General features: G+C 37.8%; 16 protein-coding genes. 5 read left to right on the forward strand and 11 right to left on the reverse strand.

Going from position 1 to position 22,569, the window contains the following annotated elements:
- Positions 1-3: 3 nt before the first annotated feature.
- The 9 genes from B4F31_RS05770 to B4F31_RS05810 form a co-directional block, all read right to left on the reverse strand.
- The gene (locus tag B4F31_RS05770; RefSeq protein WP_286760862.1) at positions 4-1,809 is read right to left on the reverse strand and encodes a family 43 glycosylhydrolase; all 1,806 of its coding nucleotides are present in this window, start codon (positions 1,807-1,809) and stop codon (positions 4-6) included.
- 7 nt (positions 1,810-1,816) lie between these two features.
- Positions 1,817-2,620, reverse strand: coding sequence for a prolyl oligopeptidase family serine peptidase (locus tag B4F31_RS05775; protein ID WP_349675918.1), 804 nt, complete (start codon positions 2,618-2,620; stop codon positions 1,817-1,819).
- Between the two features lie 25 nt (positions 2,621-2,645).
- On the reverse strand, positions 2,646-3,644 hold the full coding sequence (locus tag B4F31_RS05780) for a metallophosphoesterase (RefSeq protein WP_286760864.1): 999 nt from the start codon (positions 3,642-3,644) through the stop codon (positions 2,646-2,648).
- Between the two features lie 5 nt (positions 3,645-3,649).
- Positions 3,650-5,026 (reverse strand): glucoamylase family protein, encoded by a 1,377-nt coding sequence (locus B4F31_RS05785; RefSeq protein WP_286760865.1) that lies wholly within the window; start codon positions 5,024-5,026, stop codon positions 3,650-3,652.
- A gap of 25 nt (positions 5,027-5,051) precedes the next feature.
- The gene (locus tag B4F31_RS05790; RefSeq protein WP_286760866.1) at positions 5,052-6,386 is read right to left on the reverse strand and encodes a glucoamylase family protein; all 1,335 of its coding nucleotides are present in this window, start codon (positions 6,384-6,386) and stop codon (positions 5,052-5,054) included.
- A 138-nt stretch (positions 6,387-6,524) separates the two neighbouring features.
- Positions 6,525-8,243, reverse strand: coding sequence for a LamG-like jellyroll fold domain-containing protein (locus B4F31_RS05795; protein ID WP_286760867.1), 1,719 nt, complete (start codon positions 8,241-8,243; stop codon positions 6,525-6,527).
- Positions 8,244-8,249: 6 nt separating this feature from the next.
- Positions 8,250-9,824 carry a RagB/SusD family nutrient uptake outer membrane protein gene (locus B4F31_RS05800; RefSeq protein WP_286760868.1) on the reverse strand — a complete coding sequence of 525 codons (1,575 nt, stop codon included), beginning with the start codon at positions 9,822-9,824 and terminating at the stop codon, positions 8,250-8,252.
- A gap of 10 nt (positions 9,825-9,834) precedes the next feature.
- Positions 9,835-12,837, reverse strand: coding sequence for a SusC/RagA family TonB-linked outer membrane protein (locus tag B4F31_RS05805; protein WP_286760869.1), 3,003 nt, complete (start codon positions 12,835-12,837; stop codon positions 9,835-9,837).
- A gap of 224 nt (positions 12,838-13,061) precedes the next feature.
- Positions 13,062-15,812: a helix-turn-helix and ligand-binding sensor domain-containing protein gene (locus tag B4F31_RS05810; protein ID WP_286760870.1), complete on the reverse strand. Its 2,751-nt coding sequence runs from the start codon at positions 15,810-15,812 to the stop codon at positions 13,062-13,064.
- A 93-nt stretch (positions 15,813-15,905) separates the two neighbouring features.
- Between B4F31_RS05810 and B4F31_RS05815 the strand changes: the two genes are divergently transcribed.
- From B4F31_RS05815 to B4F31_RS05835, 5 genes are all read left to right on the forward strand, one after another.
- Positions 15,906-17,588, forward strand: coding sequence for a sulfatase family protein (locus tag B4F31_RS05815; RefSeq protein ID WP_286760871.1), 1,683 nt, complete (start codon positions 15,906-15,908; stop codon positions 17,586-17,588).
- 55 nt (positions 17,589-17,643) lie between these two features.
- Positions 17,644-18,903 carry a putative DNA modification/repair radical SAM protein gene (locus B4F31_RS05820; protein WP_075324779.1) on the forward strand — a complete coding sequence of 420 codons (1,260 nt, stop codon included), beginning with the start codon at positions 17,644-17,646 and terminating at the stop codon, positions 18,901-18,903.
- Complete coding sequence (locus B4F31_RS05825; RefSeq protein ID WP_286760872.1) at positions 18,904-19,686, forward strand: TIGR03915 family putative DNA repair protein; 783 nt, start codon at positions 18,904-18,906, stop codon at positions 19,684-19,686.
- Positions 19,687-19,731: 45 nt separating this feature from the next.
- The gene (locus B4F31_RS05830; RefSeq protein ID WP_075324781.1) at positions 19,732-19,968 is read left to right on the forward strand and encodes a hypothetical protein; all 237 of its coding nucleotides are present in this window, start codon (positions 19,732-19,734) and stop codon (positions 19,966-19,968) included.
- 80 nt (positions 19,969-20,048) lie between these two features.
- Complete coding sequence (locus B4F31_RS05835) at positions 20,049-20,279, forward strand: hypothetical protein (protein ID WP_286760873.1); 231 nt, start codon at positions 20,049-20,051, stop codon at positions 20,277-20,279.
- Between the two features lie 64 nt (positions 20,280-20,343).
- Here the strand turns inward: B4F31_RS05835 and B4F31_RS05840 are convergent, their stop codons facing one another.
- Both B4F31_RS05840 and rlmN read right to left on the reverse strand, forming a co-directional pair.
- A complete protein-coding gene (locus tag B4F31_RS05840) occupies positions 20,344-21,321 on the reverse strand; it encodes a polyprenyl synthetase family protein (RefSeq protein ID WP_079733861.1) in 978 nt (325 codons plus the stop codon).
- Positions 21,322-21,402: 81 nt separating this feature from the next.
- Positions 21,403-22,446, reverse strand: coding sequence for a 23S rRNA (adenine(2503)-C(2))-methyltransferase RlmN (gene rlmN, locus B4F31_RS05845; protein ID WP_286760874.1), 1,044 nt, complete (start codon positions 22,444-22,446; stop codon positions 21,403-21,405).
- Positions 22,447-22,569 lie beyond the last annotated feature (123 nt).

Here is a 22,569-nt window from a genome sequence, read left to right on the forward strand (position 1 = left end):
CGGTTATTTTGCTTGTAATATTTCAGATCTTTCAGATATGCCATTTTCATTGAATGCTTCAATACTGAAATAATACTCTGTATCACGGTCCAGGCTGCGCATAAAATGTTCATTTTCATCATAAATTAACCAGGAATGGTATAATTTATCTGGAGCGATTCCCCAGCGAATGTTATAACCCTGGGCACCTTTTACCGGCTGCCACTCCAGGGAAATATCTCTCCTGTCTTCCTCTCGAGAAATTTCGAATCCCTTAACCTTCGCAGGCTTTTGGCCTAAACCTTTACCAAAAACCCTAATTTCAGATAAAGCCAAGTTATTCCCCGGAACTTCAATATTATTATAGCGCACGTATTTAGCCCTTACTGGCTGATTAAGCGGAATGTAGGCATTCGGTGTATCTTCAAAACTTTTACTTCTGTCTACAACAGTTTTCCAGTTATTACCATCTTCTGAAACCTCTAAGGTATACCGGTGTCGTAAACCTTCGGTACGGGTATAAATACCAGATTCCTGGTCGTGAAAATTCAGTTGAAACGCATAGATATTTCCGGGCGCCAGCATTTCTATCTCCACCCATTGATTATCGTCATTAGCTTCCGCAACCCAAAAAGATTTCGGACTTTCATCGGTTAATAATTTCGAAATAATTTCACCTTCATTATTCTTTTCCAGTGGCATTTCGGTTATATCAAAATCACCATCTGTGGCAGTGCTTTTTCTAACCTGCATTTGTGAAGAGGAGACGGTTGTTTTTCCTTTATAGGAAAGCAACATCCAGCCATTGTGCAGTCCTGCTTTTGTAGGATGATCTGGACCGTACAAAGGATAATCGCCATAGCTGGTAATGGTGTACATTAAACCTTCGTCATCAAAATAGGTTGGAAACATAGCCAGTCTGCGTTCCCAATGAGAATTAGAAGCCAGGGCCATGGTTGCAAAATGCCAGTATTGTCCGTTGGTTTGTTGCATGGTAATCCCGTGGCCGGCACCATTGGTAAATCCGCCCGGCTTTAAACTCATAGGATTGTTTTTCATGTATTTAAACGGGCCAAGTGGCGTTTCGCCTACATAAGCGGCATCGGCATAAACATTAAACTGGGTCCCCGGAGCTGCATACTGCAAATAGTATTTCCCGTCGTGCTTGGTCATGGAAGCACCTTCCATATATCCTTCTTTTAAGGTTGGATGGTAATTATTTTCGCCAAAGCGTTCCCAGCCGTGTTCTTCTTCTACCAGGTTAATAAGTTCCTTTTCGACCCCGGTTTCAAGAAAACGATCGTCTTTGTCCAGCATTTTAACCTTAAGTGGATGTACATTGGATGAACCCCAATACAAATAGGTTTTCCCGTCATCATCAATAAATAATTCTGAATCCTGGATATTATTGGAAATTGAAGCGGTTGGAGTCCATTTACCACTTTTTGGGTCATCGGTATAAAGAATACTGCCGTAACCTGCGGGATCACCTGCAAAATATACCAGCGAATCATTATAATTAAAAGCAGTTGGTGCGTTGGAACCTTCAAAATACCATTGTTCTGGTTTAATAAATTCCCAGTTTATCAGATCTTTGGAATGCCAGTATCCAAAAGAACGGGTAACAAACATATAATATTCGCCCTGAAATTCAATTACCGCGGGATCGGCACCCGAACGATAGGAAATATTCTTACTGGAATTATAAACCATATAGGTGTAATCAATATCCAGGGGATTGATATAGGTTTCCGGGACTACTTCTTGTGCACTTATAAAAGAACTAATAAGCAAGGCCGTGCCTGTAAGTATGTTTTTGAAAGTTTTCATCTACTAATTATTTTCCATTTTCATTTTCCAGGCTATGCGAGAATAACCAGGGTAATAAATTAGGTTCTGAAAATGCTGAATCCCAGCTGTTATGATTATCGTCTGGATATAAAGAAAGCTTGGCATTGCCACCGTAGTGATTAATAGACCGGGCCATTGCTTCAGAATATTTTGGAAGTACAACATCATCTTTTTTTCCGTGGAAAAGCCAAATATTGAACCCTTCCGGATATTCTTTCGCTATTTCCGGATTAGCACCACCGCAAATAGCGAAGGCTGCTGCAAACATATCAGGCTTTTTATAGATAATCTCGAAAGTTCCCATTCCTCCCATTGAAAGTCCGCCAACGTAAATTCGATCTTTATTGACATAACTCTTTGAAGTCATTTTATCCATAAGCTCCATAACTAATTGTAAAGATTTCGTAGCCGTTTCCTTATTCATAAAATTGAATTGAAGCGGAACGCTATCGCGGTTCACCTCCACCTTTGCCCAGTAATCACCTTTTGGAGCCTGCGGAAAAATAACTATTGCGGGAAATTCTTCCTGTTTTTCCAGAAATAATTTACTGCCATGGGTTAGTTGAGCTTCATTGTCGCTACCTCTTTCGCCTGCACCGTGCAGAAACAAAACCACAGGATATTCCTTTTCTTCAGAAAAATCCTTCGGAAAAAGAATACGGTAATTTAGAGTATCAGAATCATTAATAAAATGTTCTTTTTTAAAAGCTTCATTCTCCTGTGCTTCTACTGAAAATGGCACAATGAGTAAAATCACCAGTAAAACCGCTAAGATGTATAAAAATCTCATTTTCATATTTATTTTTTTTATGCTATTATTTTAATTGAATATTTTCAAAAGTGAAATTTTGCTCTTTCTCTGTCTTAAACTCGTCAAGCCAGGGCGAATAAGTTTTCACTTCAATTATTTGATTTTCGGGATTAACTTTTATAATTCTTAAAAATCCATTTCCACCATTTTCTGAGCCTTCCACCCCTTTTTGATAATTGGCAAGCATCTGGTAAACCTTATTTTCATTTTCACCTTCGCTTACTAAAGTTCCAACGCCCGATTTAAGAATATGCCCTGAAAATACCATTGAAATATTATCGTGCTTTTTAATTAGTTTTTCCCAAAGTTGAGCGCCATTATTTGGAGCTTCTTCGCCGGTATCCTTCCCTATTCCGTAGTTTTCAGGAAGCCACCAATCCTCACTGTCGTGCAGTGTGCTATCCTCGTAAACATAAGCGTGGGTTACAATTATGAAATTATGTTGAGAATATTTTTCTATCATCTCATCTGCCCATTTAATCGTTTTATTCCTGGGGCCAAACTCTAAGGACAATACCATCCAATTTTGATCCCCGATCTTAAACTCACTTAAAAGATTATCAATTTTTCCTTCAGGGAATGAAGCTACAAGATTAGGAATCTCATTTGGTGAAAAGTAGGCATTGGCCATAGCGGTATTCCGGGTATCGGCAAATTTACCGCTGGCACTTCCCATATCGTGATTTCCCAAAGCAAAAGAATAAGGCAGCTTCCCTTCAATTATATTGAATCCTTTTTTAGCAATATCCCATTCTTTCCCATTGTTATTCTGGGTAATGTCTCCCACGTGCAGGGCAAAGGAAAATCTATCTTTATTATTGGCCAACCAACGCATTTGATGCAAATAGATTTCTGGATATTCTTCAACATAAGTCTGGGTATCTGGCAGTACTACAAATTCAAAAGACTTTTGTTGAGCCAGAGAAGACCCTGTAATCATTACTGCTACAAGAATCAGAATAAGACTTCGAATACGGTTAAAATATGTTAGATGGTAATTCATAAAAATTAATCAGAAGTATTAAATCCTAATTTTTCGAGACCATTTTGCACTTCGGGAGCGCCCATAAATAGATCCCAGATCAAACCGGTTCTGTAATTTTCTATCATTACCACTTGTGGACCCTGGTCTATTGCCAAATATTTTGGAGCTACCCAATCCTCACCTTCCAGGCTATAAGCATCGTAAAAACCAGCTGGTCCCCACAGCAATTCATTTTGATCCTCAAAGAAATAACGCATTGCATTCAAAGAAAGTTCTGGAGTATAAGGTATAGAACTAATCGCCGCAGTTGGAGAAACCACTCCCTTGTCATCATCTGGAGAATGGGCGGTATAGCCTATGCCATCATCTTCGTTACGGGTATAACTTGCAGTTAGACCCCAGGAATTTTCATTGTAGGTTTCAGAATCATTCGGGTTTTCCTGGGTGTACTCATAATTGATTTTGGTATGATTTACATTCAAATCCCAGTAATTAGCATAATTATCTTCAAGACCTTTTGGATTCAATCCTAAATAAGAATAATGTGCCCAAAAAAGCGGTCCGGCTTTATCGCCACGGGTGTTATGCTTCAGTATTAATGGAATTCCATAAGCTTCTTTATCACTTACTATATTACCGCTACGAGCCCAGCCATCGTGATAAGCTTTAGCATCAATAGCGTGATCGGGAGAAGAAGCAGCCATTACATAAGTGATCAAACACTCGTTATAACCTTCAATCATAAAGTCCATTTCCCACTGATAATCTGGTGACCAGTGCCAGAAGAGTCCGTTTTTATTGTTGGTATACCATTCCCATTCAATGCCTTTCCAAAGCTCATCATATTTTGCTGCTACAGCCTCTTCTTCTGCGTTTCCATTTTTTAAATATTCACGAACTACAATAAATCCCTGCGCCAAAAATGAAGTTTCCACAAGGTCTCCTCCATTATCTTTATCGCTAAAAGCCTGTACATCGCCTGTTTCACCATTTAACCAGTGTGGCCAAACCCCATGAAATCTTGGAGCATTATCTAAAAAATTAGCAATTTTATCCAAGCGGGCAACTGCGGAATCACGCTGAATCCATTTCCGTTCCATTCCTGAAACTATAGCCATAAGTCCGAACCCAGATCCTCCTGTGGTTACCACGTGCGCATCGTTCTTCGGATAATCACCATCAGGATGATAGCGTTCTCGTGCCATCCCGGAATTTGGCTCGGCGTAATCCCAGAAATATTTAAGGGTTTGCTTTTGAACCGTATCTAATAATGCTTCCCTGGAAAGAGACGTGGTTTCAGTTTTTTCTAATTCCCGTTCCTCTTTATTTGATTCGTTTTTACAACTAAAAAGCACGAAACCGATAAGGAAAAAACTTAGAATTGATTTATAGTTAGTCATTATGTATAATTTTTAATTTTCGGAATTAATAATTAAACTCCAGCTTGTCTAAACCGGCTTGTATTTCTTCATCTTGCATAAAAAGATCCCAAAGTAAACCTGTTCGGTAATTTTCTATCATTGAAATTATCGGACCCTGGTCTATAGCCAGGTAGCCATCTGCTACCCAATTCTTTTCTTCGGAAAAAGCATCATAAAATCCGTAAGGTCCCCACAATTCATCTCCCATTTCTTCATAAAAATAGCGTAGGGCTTTCATAGATTCTTCCGGAGTATATGGGAAAGAAGACAAAGCTGCTGTTGGCGTGATCACTCCTAAATCGTTTGCCGGGCTGTGTGCCGAATAACCTTCATAATTATCGCTGGCCGTAAAACCCCAGCTGTTTTCTCCATAACCTTCATAATTCCGCGGATTATCTATCGCATAATTATAATGAATTAGGCTATGGGCGGTGTTTTGATCCCAGTAATTAGCATATTGATCGCTCAGGTTGCGAGGATCAAGACCTATAAAAGAATAATGGGCAAAGAACAAGGGACCACCGTATGATGGCCCAAGCGGTAGATCAAGTCCGTAATGCTGACGATTATTTACCATAGCGCCATTTGATGCCCAGCCCTGGTGATAAACTTCAGGTTCAATGGAATGAGTGGGTGATGATGCAGCAAGTACATAAACCATAAGTGATTCATTCCACCCCTGAATTTTCAAATCTTTCTGAAAATTATAAATTGGGGACCAGTGCCAATAAAGCACATTTTCTCCCTGGGTGTACCAATCCCATTCTACAGCTTCCCACAGTTCAGTAATTCGTTCTGAAATACTTGTTTCTTCGGAAAAATACTGTCGGTTTATGAGTAAGCCTTGCATAAGGAAAGCAGTTTCTACAAGATCACCACCATCATCCATATCTCCGAAGGGGCGTGTTTGGGCAACATCGTCTAAATACCAATGTGAAAAGGCGCCGTGATATGTAGGAACTTCTTCCAAAAAGTCAAGAATTTTTTCCAGTCTTTGAACTGCTTCAGCTCTGCTTATCCAGCCACGCTCTACAGCTACCGGAAAAGCGGCCAGTCCAAAACCGGAGCCTCCAATGGTAACAATATTTCTTCCTTCATCTCCATAAGCATCATCCTGGGAGCGTTCACGCGCCAACCCGGAATTTGTGCCGGCAAAATCCCAGAAATATTTAAAGGTTTGTTGCTGAACTTTTTCCAAGAGCTCTGAATCACTTAATCTTTCCTCCTCTTCTTCGGGCTCCTGTTCTGGTTGGTAGGGTTCCTGGTAACCAGGTCCATCATCAGAAGAACAGGAAGAAAAAACAAGTATTAATCCTATAAAATATAAGCTTCTAAACATTTTGAATTTTATTAATGAAGGAGCGGAATACATAGATTTGCTAAAAATTTGAGATGCATAGGCCAGTCTTACTAAGCGTAATAGTAGGATGTAAAGATTCCGGCTCTAATTAGAGCCGGAATTATTTCTAAAATTATTCTATTCTTCCATCGCTGCTTCTACCTCCTCAGCAGTCAGCGCTTTGTTATAGAAACGGAGATTATCCATATAACTTCTATCGGCCAGGTGGTTCCATCCTGTAAATCTTGGAGCACCAGACATAATAGAGACAATATCGGTTCCCGTCCAGTCTACTCCGTCAGGAACATCACCAGTATTCACCAGTTCACCATCCAAGTAAATATGGCTTTCAGAATCGGTGATTACAAAAGCAACGTGCACCCATTCTCCTGCAGCAACATCAATCACACCACCATCATTCCAACTATCGGCAGATCCATTTCCAACATTTGCCTTAATACGTTGTTCATCGGCACTGCCTTCTCTAAAGAGACGGAAGCCACTGGTTCTATTATTTTGTGCATCAGGGTTTTCTTCATCTTCAGGTCCTATAACAATAATTCCGGCACGATCTGGATCGGCATTAACTTTATACCAGAAAGTAGTACTAAATTCTTCGCTTAACAGTCCATCTGAAGGTAATTGCAGGTAAGATCCTTCAGCACCGGCATAAGCATTGTTTCCTTCTACACTTTCTTCAGCAAATCCCGGAGAACCAACTTCTAATACTTCACGGTTGGAAACCATATCTCTAAAGTCACCGTTAAAAGGCATATCTAAAGTAATGGAAGAAGCATTGATTAGTTGCTGAATATCTTCCTGGGCTAAGGCAGTATTAAACAATCTAAGCTCATCTATATTACTACCAATATCAGATCTGTGATCCCAGTAGCTAAAAGTTTCTCCACCTGCACCAACAGTAAGTTGTTCTACTCCCGTCCAATCTATAGCTGCAGTCATAGTTCCGGTATTTACTGGCATTCCATTAAAATAAAGCACAGTTTCTGTTGGAGTTACGCTAAAAGCAATATGAACCCATTCATTATTGGTTACCTCTATTATTCCACCGTCATTCCAGCTTTCACCGGTACCGGTTCCAACGTTCATTTTGATGGTTTGCTCTTCAGCTGAACCTTCCCTAAATAGACGGAAACCTTGCTGGCGCTCCTCATTAGCTCCCGCTACAAGAATCCCTGCCCGGTTAGCTTCATCAGTATTAACTTTATACCAAAAGGCACCACTAAATTCGCTCCCAAGGTCTTCTTGGTCCAGTGGCACATCTATGTAAGATTCAGCTACACCTTCGTAGGCTCCTGTTCCCAGGTAAGCATCTCCTGAAATAGCCGGATCTCCTGTTTCACTGGCCATATAAATATTTACCAATTCGGTGAAATCTGCATCAAAAGGCATATAGAAAAACTCTCCAGCATATTTTGGAGTATAAGGAGGTTCTTTACTAAAATTAACTGTTTTACTCGTAGTATTACCAGCAATATCTGTAGCATTAATTGTTAAGGTATGTTCCCCGTTGGTAACATTTTCAAAACTTACTTCCTGGTTTACTATACGATAATCGAGAAACTCGTTAAAAGTTGCAATTTGATCTCCGTTTACCAGAACTTCAATCATTTCTACCTCAATATCATCAACCACCTCAAACCGAATGTTAATTGCAGCTACCGGTTCAGGCACCTGAATTGTAGTCCCTTCGTTAGGATAGTTAATAGTAACCTCGGGCGCACCGGCATCTTCACCCGGATCTACCTGGGTAAGCGGATCTATTCCATCGTACTCACAGGAAGTGAGCAGCAGGATGAATGAAAATATTCCGAAATAATATTTATTGATTTTTTTCATTGTTTTTTAGTTTAAGTCAGACAAAATATCGTTCATCACAGTATTTCTGTCTACTGCTGTGGCCTCAATAGGTAAGGCATCTAATTGCTCCTGCGGATATGGTAAATATTCCTTATCTGCAGTGAAATTTCTACCATCATAACTTAATTCACCATACTTATCGTGACGAATCATATCATAATATCTTATTCCCCATTCCATTGCTAGTTCAGCGAATTTTTCATCTAAAACCTGTTCGTGAGTAACCCCGCTTAAAGACGGCATACCGGCACGATTTCTCACTATATTCACTGCTTCATCAGCAGAAATGCTGGAACCGCTTGCGCCTAAAGTTATAGCCTCAGCATACATTAGTAGCACTTCGGCATAACGAATTACGATCATATTTTTTCCAGCACTATATTGATTTCTTCCATCGGTAAGCTGAATGGAAGGAAGATAATGTTTCCCACTGGCGAATTTTGCACGAGCATAATCGTTAATAATATCTCCAGAAGGAGTAGTATTAGTAACAAATCCTGGTACTTCAACCCCATTTTCTTCGAGCTCTGCAATACCTCTATCGGTAAACAAAACACTTGTTTCCAACCTGGTTTCTTCCCCCCGGTCTATCATGAATTCTATCCATTTATCACTTGGTTCGTAGAATCCCCATCCACTCTGAGCGTTTTCACGAGCGGGTGTCCAGTTTTGCGGACCAAAAGGTGCAAAAAGATGATATAATTCACCTCCTGCTTCAGTTCCATAATCTGAATATTGTATTTCAAGCAAGCTCTCATTACTTAGTTCTCCAGGTTTTTTAAAGAGTTGGTAGAAATCTGAATAAAGAGAAAATTTCCCTGAGCTAATAATAGCTCCCGCAGCATCGGCAACTTCCTGGTAATTCTCTAATTCCTGATGCGCAAGTGCTTTAAGAGCATAAGCTGTATATCGCGTAACACCACCCTGGATATCTGTACGTTCGTTTGGACGTGCATCGGGTAGGTTTTCTATAGCCATATCCATTTCATCTGAAATAAATTGCATTACCTCTGCTTTTGATGAAACTCCCTGTTCCAGTTCTTCTTCGGGCTGATTGGAAGTAATAATAAACACCTCTTCCCAGGTTCTGGCCAGGTTAAAATGAAGATAGGCTCTCAACACTTTTATTTCAGCAATATATTGATCGGCCCTATCTATATCCTCGGCATCAGCAAACTCTTTGAAGCTTTCAATTTGGAGAATAGCACTGTTCATATTAACAATATCGTTGTAATGAACATTCCATAGCGAATTGTACATCCAATAATCTTTATTGTACTCAAACCTATCGGTATCTGCAAAGGGTTGCTGGTCCCCCAAGCCACCTGCATTAACATCGTCACCTCTTACCCCTAACAAAAGTGGCTCTTCCCAACCACGGGTTGCAAATTCGTAATAAGCACCAATTAGCGGCTGTACCATATTACTGGCATCGGTAACATCAAGATCACCGGTATCTAATTGTCCCTGCCGCTCCTCGAGCTTCTCGGTACAGGAACTAACGCCAAAGCCTAAAATGAGACACAGGAGGAAAATTTTTGTGAAACTATATCTTTTCATAATCATTTTTTTAGAATTTTAAATTAACACCCATAGTGTAAATGGCTGGAACCGGGTATGTTTGTCTATCTACCCCGTCTGATACTTCAGGATTAAAACCATTATAGCTAAAGAATGAAAATGGTTTTTCTGCAGTAAAATATATCCTGGTGTCCGGTAAACCTTCTGCTTCAATATTATAAGCTACCTGAATATTTTGAATTCGGAAGAAATCTCCATCTTCTACCCAGAAATCACTTAAACGTTGGTTCCAGGCCTTACGTAGTCCTGCTGAAGAAGGATAGGTATTACTTGTTCCTTCCCCGTGCCACCTGTTAACAGCAAGATCGGCATCAATATTTGTATCCTGGGTGAAAATAATTTCACCACGTTTTCTATTTAATATCTTATTCCCGGCCTGCCCGTAAAAGTCCATTGAAAAATCAAAGGCTTTATAGCTTACGCCAATATTACCACCAAAGGTATATTTAGGTAAAAAAGATCCCAGGATTACCCTGTCGGAATCATCTATAACTCCATCGCCATTTTGATCTCTATAAATTAAATCTCCTGGAACAAGGTTGTTTTCTACAGCAACAGGATCGGCATCTATTTCCTGTTGATTTTGGTATACCCCAATTCTTTCATATCCATAAAAGCCAAGTAATGGGCCACCAATAGTTGTTCGCTGCCTAAATTCAGCTGAACCGGAATCAATATAACCTCTTTCATCTTCAATTTCAAGAGTTTCGTTCTTTAGCGTAGTGAAATTTGCACCTATTCTAAAGCTAAAATCTTCAGAAACCTGTTGACTCCAGTTTGCTACAAGTTCAAGCCCTTCGTTTCTTATTACTCCAGAGTTTCTATCTATACTTCTATTCACAATTGGAATAAAAACAGGAAGAATTGCATCGTGGGTATCACGTATATAATAGTCGGCATCAAGAGACAACCTTCTATCAAATGCTTCGAGATTTAACCCGAAGTTATATTCTTCAATAACCTCCCAGGTATTATTGGAAAATACACTGGTAGAAGTTAATCCTGTTCTGGGCTGATCGCCTATTGGAGCGGTTACCACTTCAATGGTATTAGAACCTGCACTGGCTGCTACATTATCATTACCTAATTTACCCCAACTGGCTCTTAATTTAAAGAAATCTATAAGATCATTATCTACAAGGAATTCTTCTTCAGACACTACCCAACCTAAACCAACGGAAGGGAAATAGCCCCAGGGGTCTAAGGTAAATTTTGAAGATCCATCGGCTCTAAACGTACCATAAAAAATGTATTTATCTTTAAATGTATAGGCTACCCTACCAAAGTATGAAAGCCCGTAAAATCTTCTACCAATTTCTTCTACATTATTAGCAAAAGAATCAGGATCAGCAAAATCCAGGTACCAGCTTGTTTCAAGACCAATTCCCGATATATCAAAACCGGTAGCTTCAAATTCGTTCCTGGCTTCATCTCTAAACGATGTACCGGCCATTAAAGTTAAATCGTGATCCCCAAAAGTATCTTCATAAGTCAATACATTATCCCAGTATTGATTAGAGAAATTATTATTTTCTCTTTTAATACTAGAACGTCTTTCATAATTATTTCCCAGTGTATAAGGAAGATTCACTTCACGTATTTCTAAACTGGAATAATCATGACTATAGGTAGTTTTAATATCTAATTTATCTTCTATTAATTCATACTGTAAAAAGGCAGAAGTAAGTTGTTTTCTTATTTTTTGCCTATTCTCGTTATAAGCAAGATCCTGAAATGGGTTTTGCGTACTTCTATACCCAAGAAGTTGAGCATTAGAGTAACGAGTAGGTCCGGCTTCTGTATTTGTTTCATCAATTACCGGCATTGTAGGCACTGCAAAATAAGCCCTAAACCAGGCTCCGTTCTCTGGATCATGTTTGGTCGCGTTACTAAAAATAGAATTTACTCCCATTTTTAACCGATCGGTTAAATCTATATCTACTTTAGCACGAATATTAAAACGTTCATAATCATTTTTCATATCAAGAATACCTTCCTGCCCGGTATAGTTGGCTCCAACCGCATAAACCACACTTTCTCCTCCACCTGAAGCAGAAATACTATGGTTTTGAATTAAACCTTCTCTAAGGATTTCCTTATACCAATCGGTATTCACTGCAGGCACGTTAGGATTAATTCGGCTACGACCATAACGCTGAATTGCATTTTCAATAAATTGAGCATCTGGCGCAGACCCAGATTCTCTTGCCATAGTAGCAAATTGCTCTGTATTGGCAAGTTTTACAACATTTTGTGCACGTTGAAAACCGGTATAACCATCATACTCAAATTGTGGTTTCTGGTTTTTTCTACCAGATTTTGTTTCGATAATCACAACCCCGTTTGCCGCTCTAACTCCATATATAGCAGAAGATGAGGCATCTTTTAAAACGTTTATAGACTTAATGTCTTTTGTGTTTAGGAAATCAATATTATCATATAAAACATCATCTACTACATATAGTACATTAGTTCCTTCCCCAAAGGTGCCCAGTCCTCTAATTCTTACTGTAGGAGAATCACCGGGTGAACCCGAGTTAACAATTTGCACCCCGGAAACTTTTCCCTGTAAAGATTGCATAACGTTAGAAGTAGGTGTTTTTTCAATCTCCTCAGCAGATACCGTACTAATAGAACCCGTTAAATCCCTTTTCTCCTGGGTACCATAACCAATTACTACAACTTCTTCAAGTTGATCAGTATCCTCTTCCAATGCTATGTTGTATTGATTATTTTCTCCCACCGTAAATTCCTGCGGCATAAAACCAAGGAACGTTACTCTTACGGCATCACCAACTTCAACATTGTCGAGACTAAAATTCCCATCAAAGTCGGTTACATCAAAAATCTCTTTGTCAATAACCTTTACTTCGGCTCCCGGTAAAGGCATTTCATTTTGGTCTGTTATTATCCCGGTAATGGATTTGGTTTCCTGGGCAAATCCAAAACTGGATAATAAGACCATACAAATGGCAAATAATTTTAATTTCATACGGTTGAATTTTTACTGAATTTTAACAGAAAGATACAACCAAGCTTAGTTTTTACGCAAACGATATAGTACACTACCGCTACATCAAAAAAATTAAGGTTATATTTTGTTGATTTACAGTTATTTAATTACTTTTTGAAGTAAATTTTTAACATTGTTTTAAATCGATGATGTAGTAATGATGTATTCTTTTTATGTTAATTTTAGAGGCTTAAATTAAGTACTTAGAAATTTTTTATAAGAAAATTTGTCAAATTCTCCTTTTTATCCAGGTCCATTTTCTTCCGAAGGCGATAACGATGTACTTCTACACCGCGTACCGAAATACCCATTAATGGAGCAATTTCTTTTGAGGTAAGATTCATTTTAAGATAAGAGCAAAGCTTTAAATCTTTGCTGGTAAGATGAGGGTAACTATCCAGAATATCTTTAAAAAAATCCTGGTGCAATTCATTAAAATTAGTTTCAAATACCTGCCATTCATCCTTATTTTTAATAGCACGGTTTATCTTATTTAATATATGCTTCATTTTAAATTGATTGGGAAAATTACTTTTATCTTTATTCAATTCATTTTGAATTTCCATCAACATTTCATTTTTCTTTGCCGCCACCATAGTAGTATTAGCCAACTCTTTTCTTTTTAAGTTTATTTGATTCTTTAATCTTTCTTTTTCAAGATTATTGAGACGTTCCTGGTGTTCCTTTTCAAATTTTTCTTCTAAAACTCGTTGGTGTTTTCTAAGTTTCAGCTGGTTATACCAATACACCAAAACCACCAAAGAAAGAATAATAAGCATATAAACCAGTTTCATTAAGTTAGATAGATACCACGGGGGCTGAATACTAAAATTAAAACTGTTCTTTTTTGCTATTTTAGCTTGCGGACCTACGGCCAGAAGTTGTAACTCATAATCGCCATGATTAAGGTTTTGCAGATTTATCACTCCATTTTTAACTTCCCCGCTTAGCGTATCTTCTCCCCTTAAACGATACCGTAATCCCATAGCTTCAGAAACCGGAAAAGAAGTATATATATTTAGGTCCCTTGAACTTTTATAAGGAATCTCAATATTATTTTCCAGAGAATGGCGGCCATTAATATTAAGAAAACCCTTAACTGTAGGCGTGCTAATATGAACATCATCTAAATTTTTTACATATCTGGCCAGGTCTAATCTTGCGAAACCATCATTTAAGGCAATATAGTAGAGCGAATCTCCATTTTTTAATATTTCCTCATAATTCTTTACCAGCCTGTTATTGAGGTTTCCGGGAGCAATTACAATATTTTCATCATCAAAATTGGTTAATTTAAGCGAATTGTTTTCGGTATGGCTAAACCAATATGAACCTTCATCTTTCAGTAACATTTTATGTTTTCTAAAAGCCTGTAATTCTTCAAAAACAAATAATGAATCTTTAAAAGAATTGTATTTAAACCATTGGTCGCCATTAAAAACAGCTATTTGATTATTAATTACAAAAACATTTGTATTAATACTGTTGCCGCAGTCGGGGATTTTGATTTTATCTATAAACTGAGTTTCCTTGTAGTTATTTTTTAATCCTACCCTGTAAAGACCTTCGTAAGGGTGTGCTGCCCAAAGGCTGGTTTCATTTTCAAAAACAACATTTTTAACCGGAAAATTTAAACTGTCTAGATTATAGATGCTGTCATCTTTTCTGCTAAAATTTCGAATTCCGGTATAACTGCTAATTAAATATTCATTTCTGCTGTAGGGTACCGCACTAATTTTAAAACTTCCTGTAGAAGTTTCTACAGGCATCAGTCTATCCTGAATTAAGTAATAAGTGCCCGTATTATGGTTTACATATAATGTATCGTTCAGGATCTCGAGGTTCCAGGTATGGCCCTCTGCACCTTTAATAATTTCAAGCTGATTATTATTAAAAGTATAAACGCCGGTATTACTGGCCAGGAACATTTTATCATTATAAAAAACAAGATCATAAACTGCTCCTAATTCGCCGGTATCATCGGTGTAAAACTCTACTGGAGAGTCAATTTCTATCCGGTCTATTCCGTTATCCAGGCCTAACCAAATATTACCATGTTTCTCTACAAAGCCCAGGACGGTATTATTCTGAAGTCCGCTATTTCGGTTAAAAATAGTGTAAGATTGCGTTGCTTCATCATAGTTTATTATTCCGTTCTTAACAGTACCTAAAAGTATTCTTTGGTTATCTAAGGTCATGATGTGATTAAGTTCAGAACTTTCCAACTCATTCATCAATTTAGTATCCTTCAACAATTTGCAGCCAGTGGCGTTATACTTAAATAGCTTCTCCCTGGTTCCAATAATGAGGTTTTCTCCCTGGATTGCCATATCTACGATTACTTCATCATTTAAAATTTCCTGATTTGGAAGCTTTTGTAATTCGTTATTCTCATCTAAAAAATGTATCCCTTTCTTTCTCACCGCGAACAGGAGCTTATCTCTATAAACCAACATCTTATTACTTACAATATTCTGAATAGGTTTTATAGTCTTATTATCATATTTATAAATTGCTCCAAAAGATCGAAAATAGATATCACCGTTAAACTCCAGGATTTCCCAAAATTCTTCACTTTGCATTGCGTATTTTCCAAGCTTTGGGATAAGGGAAGTATAGAACAATTCTCCCGTATCATCCTTCTTCCAATATCCAAATTCCTTATAAGATCCCGTAAAGATTTTATCCTCATAAACAAAAACCGAACGAATAATACTACCATTGGGCAAAGAAGACAATTCCCAGGTTTGACCATCAAAACTTAGTAGGCCCTGATTATTCGCCGCGTAAATCACACCTTCTTCGTCTACATCAATATCCCAGTTCTGGCTGGCCGCTTCATACGTTGTAGAAGAATAATTATGTATGGGAGGCGTAAGCTGTTGTGAAAGCAAGCTATAGCACTGAAAACCAAATAATAAAATAAATAATATTTTCAGTTGAAAAAACTTCATAAAATCCAATTGAGCAGTTCTTGTATAGGTCTAATTTAAAACAAAATTACATACTTTTTGTACATTAGTTCTTCCTCACCAAAATCTTCCTTTATGTTTTCTAACAAAATTTCCCTTCTATTTTTCAGCTTTTTTCTACTAAGTATTTCTTTGATTTCCTGTAAGAACAATAATTCAGAAAAAGAAGAAGACAAAAAATTTGAAACAAAACGACCCAATATAGTTTTTATAATGACCGATGATCATGCTGCACAGGCGATTAGTGCATACGGTCATCCCGTTAGTAAATTAGCTCCTACGCCTAATATTGATAGAATTGCCCAAAATGGCGTAAAATTTAATAATAACTTTTGCACTAATTCCATTTGCGGGCCCAGCCGCGCTGTAATCTTAACAGGAAAACATAGCCACGAAAACGGATTTAGAATGAATGGGGAAGTGTTTGATGGTTCCCAACCTACCCTACCAAAATTCCTAAAAGAAGTGGGCTATCAAACCGCCCTGGTAGGAAAATGGCATCTTCATGGTTTACCTGAAGGTTTTGACCACTGGAATATACTTGTAGATCAGGGAAATTATTATAATCCAGATTTCATTAAAGGAAAAGATACGACCAGGATTGAAGGTTATGCTACCGATATTATTACCGAAATGGGCCTGGACTGGTTAAAAAATAACCGTGCAAAAGACAAACCCTTTATGCTTATGGTGCAACATAAGGCTCCCCACAGAAACTGGATGCCTGCTTTAAGGCATTTAAATAAATATGATTTTATTGAATTCCCTTTACCCGATAGTTATTTTTCAGATCACAAGGGCCAGGTAGCCGCACAACAACAGCTGCAAACCATTTATGAAGATATGTACGAAGGTCACGATCTAAAAATGAGTGTAGAGAAAGGTAGCGATTCTTTAAGGCATAATCCCTGGAAAACAGATTTTGGCAGAATGACGAAAGAACAACGCGATACCTGGAATGCAGCTTACCGACCTAAAAATGATGCTTTTCACGAAGCTAATTTGACCGGGAAAGAATTAGCAAAATGGAAAGGCCAGCGTTATTTAAGAGATTATCTTGCCACTGTTGCTTCGGTAGACGAAGGGGTTGGGGAAATCTTAGATTATCTTGAAGAATCGGGTTTAGATGAAAATACCCTAATTGTTTATACCACAGACCAGGGCTTTTATTTAGGTGAAAAAGGATTTTTTGACAAGCGGTTTATGTACGAAGAATCTTTGGCGATGCCTATGTTAATGCAACTTCCAGGCGAAATTGAAGCAGGAAGCGAAATAAATGCGCTAACGCAAAACCTGGATTTTGCGCCAACTTTTCTCGATTTTGCGAATGCAGAAATTCCCCAAGATATGCAGGGAAAATCTTTACGCACTTTAATGAATAATTCAGTTTCAGATAAAGATTTTAGGAATGCAATTTATTATCATTATTACGATTTCCCGGCCTTTCATATGGTGAAAAGACACTACGGTATTAGAACCAATCGCTTTAAATTAATACATTTTTATGATGATATAGATGAATGGGAATTATACGACCTCAAAGAAGATCCAACAGAAATGACCAACCTATATAACCATCCAGATTATGCCGAAGTTAGGGAAGAAATGCACCAAAGCCTGGATTCCCTTCAGCAAAAATATAATGTTACCGAGGAAGAATTTAATACAACTCCAGAAGAACAGGTAGAACGGGCTTATCGTAATTTCGCGAAACTGGCGGGGGAAGATCCTGAAAATTATCCGGATTTTAAAAATTAGTATTTATTCCAATTTATCGGATTTTTTCCTATTTTTGACTTAAACTTCGAATAGTATGATGTTCGACCGAATTAAGGAAAAATTGGAAATTCTGGCTGATGCCGCAAAATACGATGTTTCCTGTTCCAGTAGTGGCAGTAAGCGCTCAAATAAAAATAAAGGCCTTGGAAATTCTGACGGAATGGGAATTTGCCATTCCTATACCGAAGATGGTCGTTGCGTGTCTCTGCTTAAAATTTTGCTTACCAATCATTGTATTTTTGATTGCGCTTATTGTGTAACCCGCCGCAGTAACGATATTAAACGAGCAGCTTTTAAAGTTCAGGAAGTGGTAGATCTCACCATCAATTTTTACAGGCGTAATTATATTGAAGGATTATTTCTTAGTTCAGGAATTTTTAAAGATGCCGATTTTACGATGGAACGTCTAATCCAGGTGGCAAAAAAACTTCGACTGGAAGAAAATTTTAACGGCTATATTCATTTAAAATCAATTCCTGGAGCCAGCGACGAGCTTATGCACGAAGCCGGACTTTACGCTGATAGGTTAAGTGTAAATATTGAAATTCCAACAGTGTCGGGATTAAAAAAACTTGCTCCCGAAAAAGATCACGCCGATTTTATAAAACCTATGGAAAAGGTGAAGAATGAAATTATTCAATATAATTCTGAGAAAAAATTAATTAAAAGCACACCAAAATATGCCCCGGCCGGCCAGAGCACACAAATGATTGTGGGAGCCACGGGAGAAAGTGACCGGGAGATTATGCTTTCGGCAAATCATTATTATAAGAATTATAATATGAAGCGGGTCTATTATTCCGGTTATGTGCCAATTAGAAACGATCCGCGGTTACCTTCGCTTGGCTCGCAAGTACCAATGCTTAGGGAAAATCGGCTCTATCAAACCGATTGGCTAATGCGTTTTTACGGGTTTGAAGTAAACGAATTATTAAACCCGCAGTTTCCAAATTTAGATGTAGAAGTAGATCCAAAATTAAGCTGGGCTTTAAGAAATCCGCAGCATTTCCCGGTAGATATTAATCGGGCTGAAAAAGAAACTTTGTTGAGAATTCCAGGAGTTGGTTTAAAATCGGTAAGCAAGATTTTAAACGCAAGAAAATACCGAAAATTGAACTATGATCATTTAAAGGCAATTGGCGTTGCCCTTAACCGGGCGAAATATTTTATAATTTGTGATTCCCGCGGTTGGGAAACAAAAGATCTGGGTTCAGCAAAAATCAAATCGCTTATTCTTCGAAATTCGGTTGGGAAATTCAGGAAAGAATATAGCAGCCAGTTAAGTTTGTTTTAAATGAATTCTACAACTTCATTAAGTTACGATGGTAGTTTGAATGGATTACTTACCTGCATATTCCTTAATTATGAGGAAAAATTGCAGGTAGTGGCAATACATCCTCCCGGGATAGCCAGTGAAGAATTATTTAGCAACCACCTTGAAGTAATAACTGAAAAACCAAAGGCTGAAAGGGTTTGGAAAGCTTTTAAAAAAATTGCAACAGCTCGCGGTGTAAAAAACATATATTTCGCTTATTTAAGTGAAGAACCGGGAATTGAATTAGAAATTTTAAAATATTTTCAGCATACATTTCAGCGTAAAGAGAGTATAGACGGGGATTTCGCCAATTCGCAAGTGCTTAAAATTGCGCAAACGGCTAAAAAGGTAAGCCGGGAAAAACACCGTATGGAAGCTTTTGTAAGATTTCAACTTACAAAAGACAGTATCTATTTTGCAACGATTGAACCCGATTTTAATGTGCTTCCGGTTATAAAGCATCATTTTACCTCCCGCTATAGCGACCAGGAATGGATAATTTATGACTTGAAACGTAAATTCGGTCTCTATTATAATCTAACTACCACCAATATTATCAATATTGATTTTGCTAAAAATTCGGGTTCTTCAGAAGAAAATGATTATTTCTTTGATTCCCACGAACAGGATTTTCAGAAATTATGGAAGAATTATTTTGAAGCCACTACCATCAAATCCCGCATAAACATTAGGCTTCATCACCAACACGTCCCCAAAAGATATTGGAAATATTTGATTGAAAAGAATCCCTTGCACAATTAAAAAATAGTTTAAATTTGTTCCTTCAACTAATTAACATATTCTAAAATGAAAAAATTATTTTTACTTTTTGCTGTTGCAACAATGTCACTTTCTATCTACTCTTGTAGAGAAACTACTGAAGAAAACACAGAAGACGCTATAGAGTCTGCTGGTGAAGACATCGAAAACGCTGCTGATGAAGCAGGAAACGAGATGGAAGAAGCTGGTAACGAAATAGAAGCTGAAGCTAATGAAGCTGAGCAAGAAATGGAAGAAGAAATGAACGAAGACGATAACATGTAATCGTTTCTTTCTAAGAAATTCTAAAGCCACTTTTGTAATAGAAAGTGGCTTTTTTTAGTTTAAACCAAAATCAAATTTCAATGAAAAAGTTAGTTTTATTATTAATTAGCATTTTTACGCTTAGTTTATATTCCTGCCGTGAAACTACCCAGGAAAAAACAGAAGATGCCGTAGAAGCAATAGGCAAAGACATTGAAGACAATGTGAATAAAGCCGGAGAAAAAGTGAAAGAAGGCGCCAAAAAAGTTGAAGAAAGTGCAGAAAAAGTAGAAAGAGAAATAGATGAAGAAATTCACGAAGACGATAACTAATCTATAATTTCTCTAAGAACTATTTAAGGCTGTTTCGTTACTTCATTAAACCTAACGAACAGCCTTATTTTTTACGCTCTATCACGTAATTTACCATGAGTTCCAGCGATTCGCGATAAGGTGATGACGGGTAATCTTCCAGGATTAATAAAGCTTCCCGTTGAAATTCTTCCATACGCTTTACTGCGTAATCAAGACCGTTTTTGTCTTTTACAAACTGGATTACTTCTTTTACCCGCTTCTTATCTTTATTGTGATTTTTAACCGAATTAATCACCCAATCCTTCTCTTTTTTAGTCGAATTATTAAGGGCGTAAATTAAAGGCAAAGTCATTTTTTGTTCTTTAATATCAATTCCTGTGGGTTTACCAATTTGCTCATCGCCATAATCAAAAAGGTCATCTTTAATCTGAAATGCCATCCCTATTAATTCGCCAAATCGTCTCATTTTAGCAATCGCATCAGAATCTGGTTTCACCGAGGCCGCTCCCAAACTGCAACAAGCAGCAATAAGAGTAGCGGTTTTTTGTCGAATAATATCGTAATAAACAGCTTCAGTAATATCTAAACGCCTGGCTTTTTCTATTTGAAGCAATTCACCTTCACTCATTTCCCGAACCGCGACTGAAATAATTTTAAGCAGGTCAAAATCATTATTATCTATAGAAAGTAGTAAACCTTTAGAAAGTAAATAATCGCCTACTAAAACGGCAATCTTGTTCTTCCATAATGCATTTATGCTGAAGAATCCACGGCGGCGATTAGAATCGTCTACCACATCATCGTGAACCAAAGTAGCGGTATGAATAAGCTCTATTACCGATGCACCGCGATAAGTACGCTCGTTCACGCTCCCGTCCGAAACCATTTTGGCAACCAGGAAAACAAACATAGGTCGCATCTGCTTTCCTTTGCGGTTAACAATATAATGCGTTATCCTATTGAGCAGTGCAACTTTGGAGGACATTGATTCCAGGAACTTTTTTTCAAAAAGCTCCATCTCTTTCTCAACCGGAAGTTTTATTTGGGAAATTACTTTCATTAAGCCACCAAAGATAATTATTTATAGAGAATATTCATCAGTGGTTTTTCTTTCAAAGATTAAGTAATTTTAAAGCGTAAATTAAGCCGATTTATTAGCTAATTGACCACAGGCAGCATCTATATCTTTTCCGCGGGAGCGCCTTACAGTTACCGTAATCCCATTGCTTTCTAGAATTTGCTGGTACATATCTGTAGCCCGGGAAGAAGCCTGTTGAAAATTACCATCGTCTATAGGATTGTATTCAATTAAATTCACCTTGCACGGCACATATTGACAGAAGCGCAGCAAGGCTTCGGCATCTTTTCGAGTGTCGTTAATATCTTTCCAAACAATGTATTCGTAAGTAATTCGGCTTTTAGTTTTAGAATACCAATATTCTAAAGCTTCCCGAAGATCTTTTAAAGGAAAGGTTTCATTAAAAGGCATTATTTGGGTTCGCACTTCATCTATAGCAGAGTGAAGGGAAACAGCGAGCTTAATCTTCGCTTCATCGTCAGCCAGTTTTTTAATCATTTTTGGAACGCCCGAGGTAGAAATAGTAATTCGCTTTGGGGACATTCCTAAACCTTCGGGGGAAGTGATCTTTTCTACCGCCTTCATTACATTATTGTAGTTCATAAGCGGCTCACCCATTCCCATAAAAACAATATTGCTCAGCGGCCTGTCAAAATACAAACGACTTTCATTATCTATAGCAACCACCTGATCGTAAATTTCATCAGGATTAAGGTTTCGCATTCTTTTTAACTTTGCGGTAGCACAAAACTGGCAATCTAAGCTGCAGCCTACTTGCGAAGAAACGCAGGCCGTGGTTCGGCTAGCTGTAGGAATTAAAACCGATTCTACCGTAAGTTGATCGTGTAATTTTACGGCATTTTTAATGGTACCGTCACTGCTGCGCTGCATTTGATCTACACGAATATGGTTAATCACAAAATTCTCGTCCAGCATTTCGCGGGTAGCCTTAGAGATATTGGTCATCGCCTCAAAACTGTGCGCACCTTTATTCCAAAGCCATTCATATACCTGGCTTCCGCGGAAAGATTTATCGCCATTGGCTACAAAAAATTCCTGCAGTTGTGCTTTGGTAAGTGCCCGTATGTCTTTCTTCTTGTTTTTCACGCTGCAAAAGTACTAAGAATTAAAGGATTTTTAAGTTAAGCTGAAGCTAAGTGTTTTAAATGGTGATGATAAGAAAAATTTGAAGTTAAAAAACTACTTAAAGACGTACACGAAAAATATCCT

This window comes from Salegentibacter sp. UBA1130 (genome assembly GCF_002311535.1).
Taxonomy (GTDB): domain Bacteria; phylum Bacteroidota; class Bacteroidia; order Flavobacteriales; family Flavobacteriaceae; genus Salegentibacter; species Salegentibacter agarivorans.

What these genes read in the sequence shown, in the direction of transcription:
- B4F31_RS05820 (WP_075324779.1), top strand. Translation starts at nt 17,644, where the DNA reads ATGATGTTCGACCGAATTAAGGAAAAATTGGAAATTCTGGCTGATGCC.
- B4F31_RS05810 (WP_286760870.1), bottom strand. Translation starts at nt 15,812, where the DNA reads ATGAAGTTTTTTCAACTGAAAATATTATTTATTTTATTATTTGGTTTT.
- B4F31_RS05790 (WP_286760866.1), bottom strand. Translation starts at nt 6,386, where the DNA reads ATGTTTAGAAGCTTATATTTTATAGGATTAATACTTGTTTTTTCTTCC.
- B4F31_RS05795 (WP_286760867.1), bottom strand. Translation starts at nt 8,243, where the DNA reads ATGAAAAAAATCAATAAATATTATTTCGGAATATTTTCATTCATCCTG.
- B4F31_RS05805 (WP_286760869.1), bottom strand. Translation starts at nt 12,837, where the DNA reads ATGAAATTAAAATTATTTGCCATTTGTATGGTCTTATTATCCAGTTTT.
- B4F31_RS05775 (WP_349675918.1), bottom strand. Translation starts at nt 2,620, where the DNA reads ATGAGATTTTTATACATCTTAGCGGTTTTACTGGTGATTTTACTCATT.
- B4F31_RS05835 (WP_286760873.1), top strand. Translation starts at nt 20,049, where the DNA reads ATGAAAAAGTTAGTTTTATTATTAATTAGCATTTTTACGCTTAGTTTA.
- B4F31_RS05770 (WP_286760862.1), bottom strand. Translation starts at nt 1,809, where the DNA reads ATGAAAACTTTCAAAAACATACTTACAGGCACGGCCTTGCTTATTAGT.
- B4F31_RS05815 (WP_286760871.1), top strand. Translation starts at nt 15,906, where the DNA reads ATGTTTTCTAACAAAATTTCCCTTCTATTTTTCAGCTTTTTTCTACTA.
- B4F31_RS05780 (WP_286760864.1), bottom strand. Translation starts at nt 3,644, where the DNA reads ATGAATTACCATCTAACATATTTTAACCGTATTCGAAGTCTTATTCTG.
- B4F31_RS05840 (WP_079733861.1), bottom strand. Translation starts at nt 21,321, where the DNA reads ATGAAAGTAATTTCCCAAATAAAACTTCCGGTTGAGAAAGAGATGGAG.
- B4F31_RS05785 (WP_286760865.1), bottom strand. Translation starts at nt 5,026, where the DNA reads ATGACTAACTATAAATCAATTCTAAGTTTTTTCCTTATCGGTTTCGTG.
- B4F31_RS05800 (WP_286760868.1), bottom strand. Translation starts at nt 9,824, where the DNA reads ATGAAAAGATATAGTTTCACAAAAATTTTCCTCCTGTGTCTCATTTTA.
- B4F31_RS05830 (WP_075324781.1), top strand. Translation starts at nt 19,732, where the DNA reads ATGAAAAAATTATTTTTACTTTTTGCTGTTGCAACAATGTCACTTTCT.
- B4F31_RS05825 (WP_286760872.1), top strand. Translation starts at nt 18,904, where the DNA reads ATGAATTCTACAACTTCATTAAGTTACGATGGTAGTTTGAATGGATTA.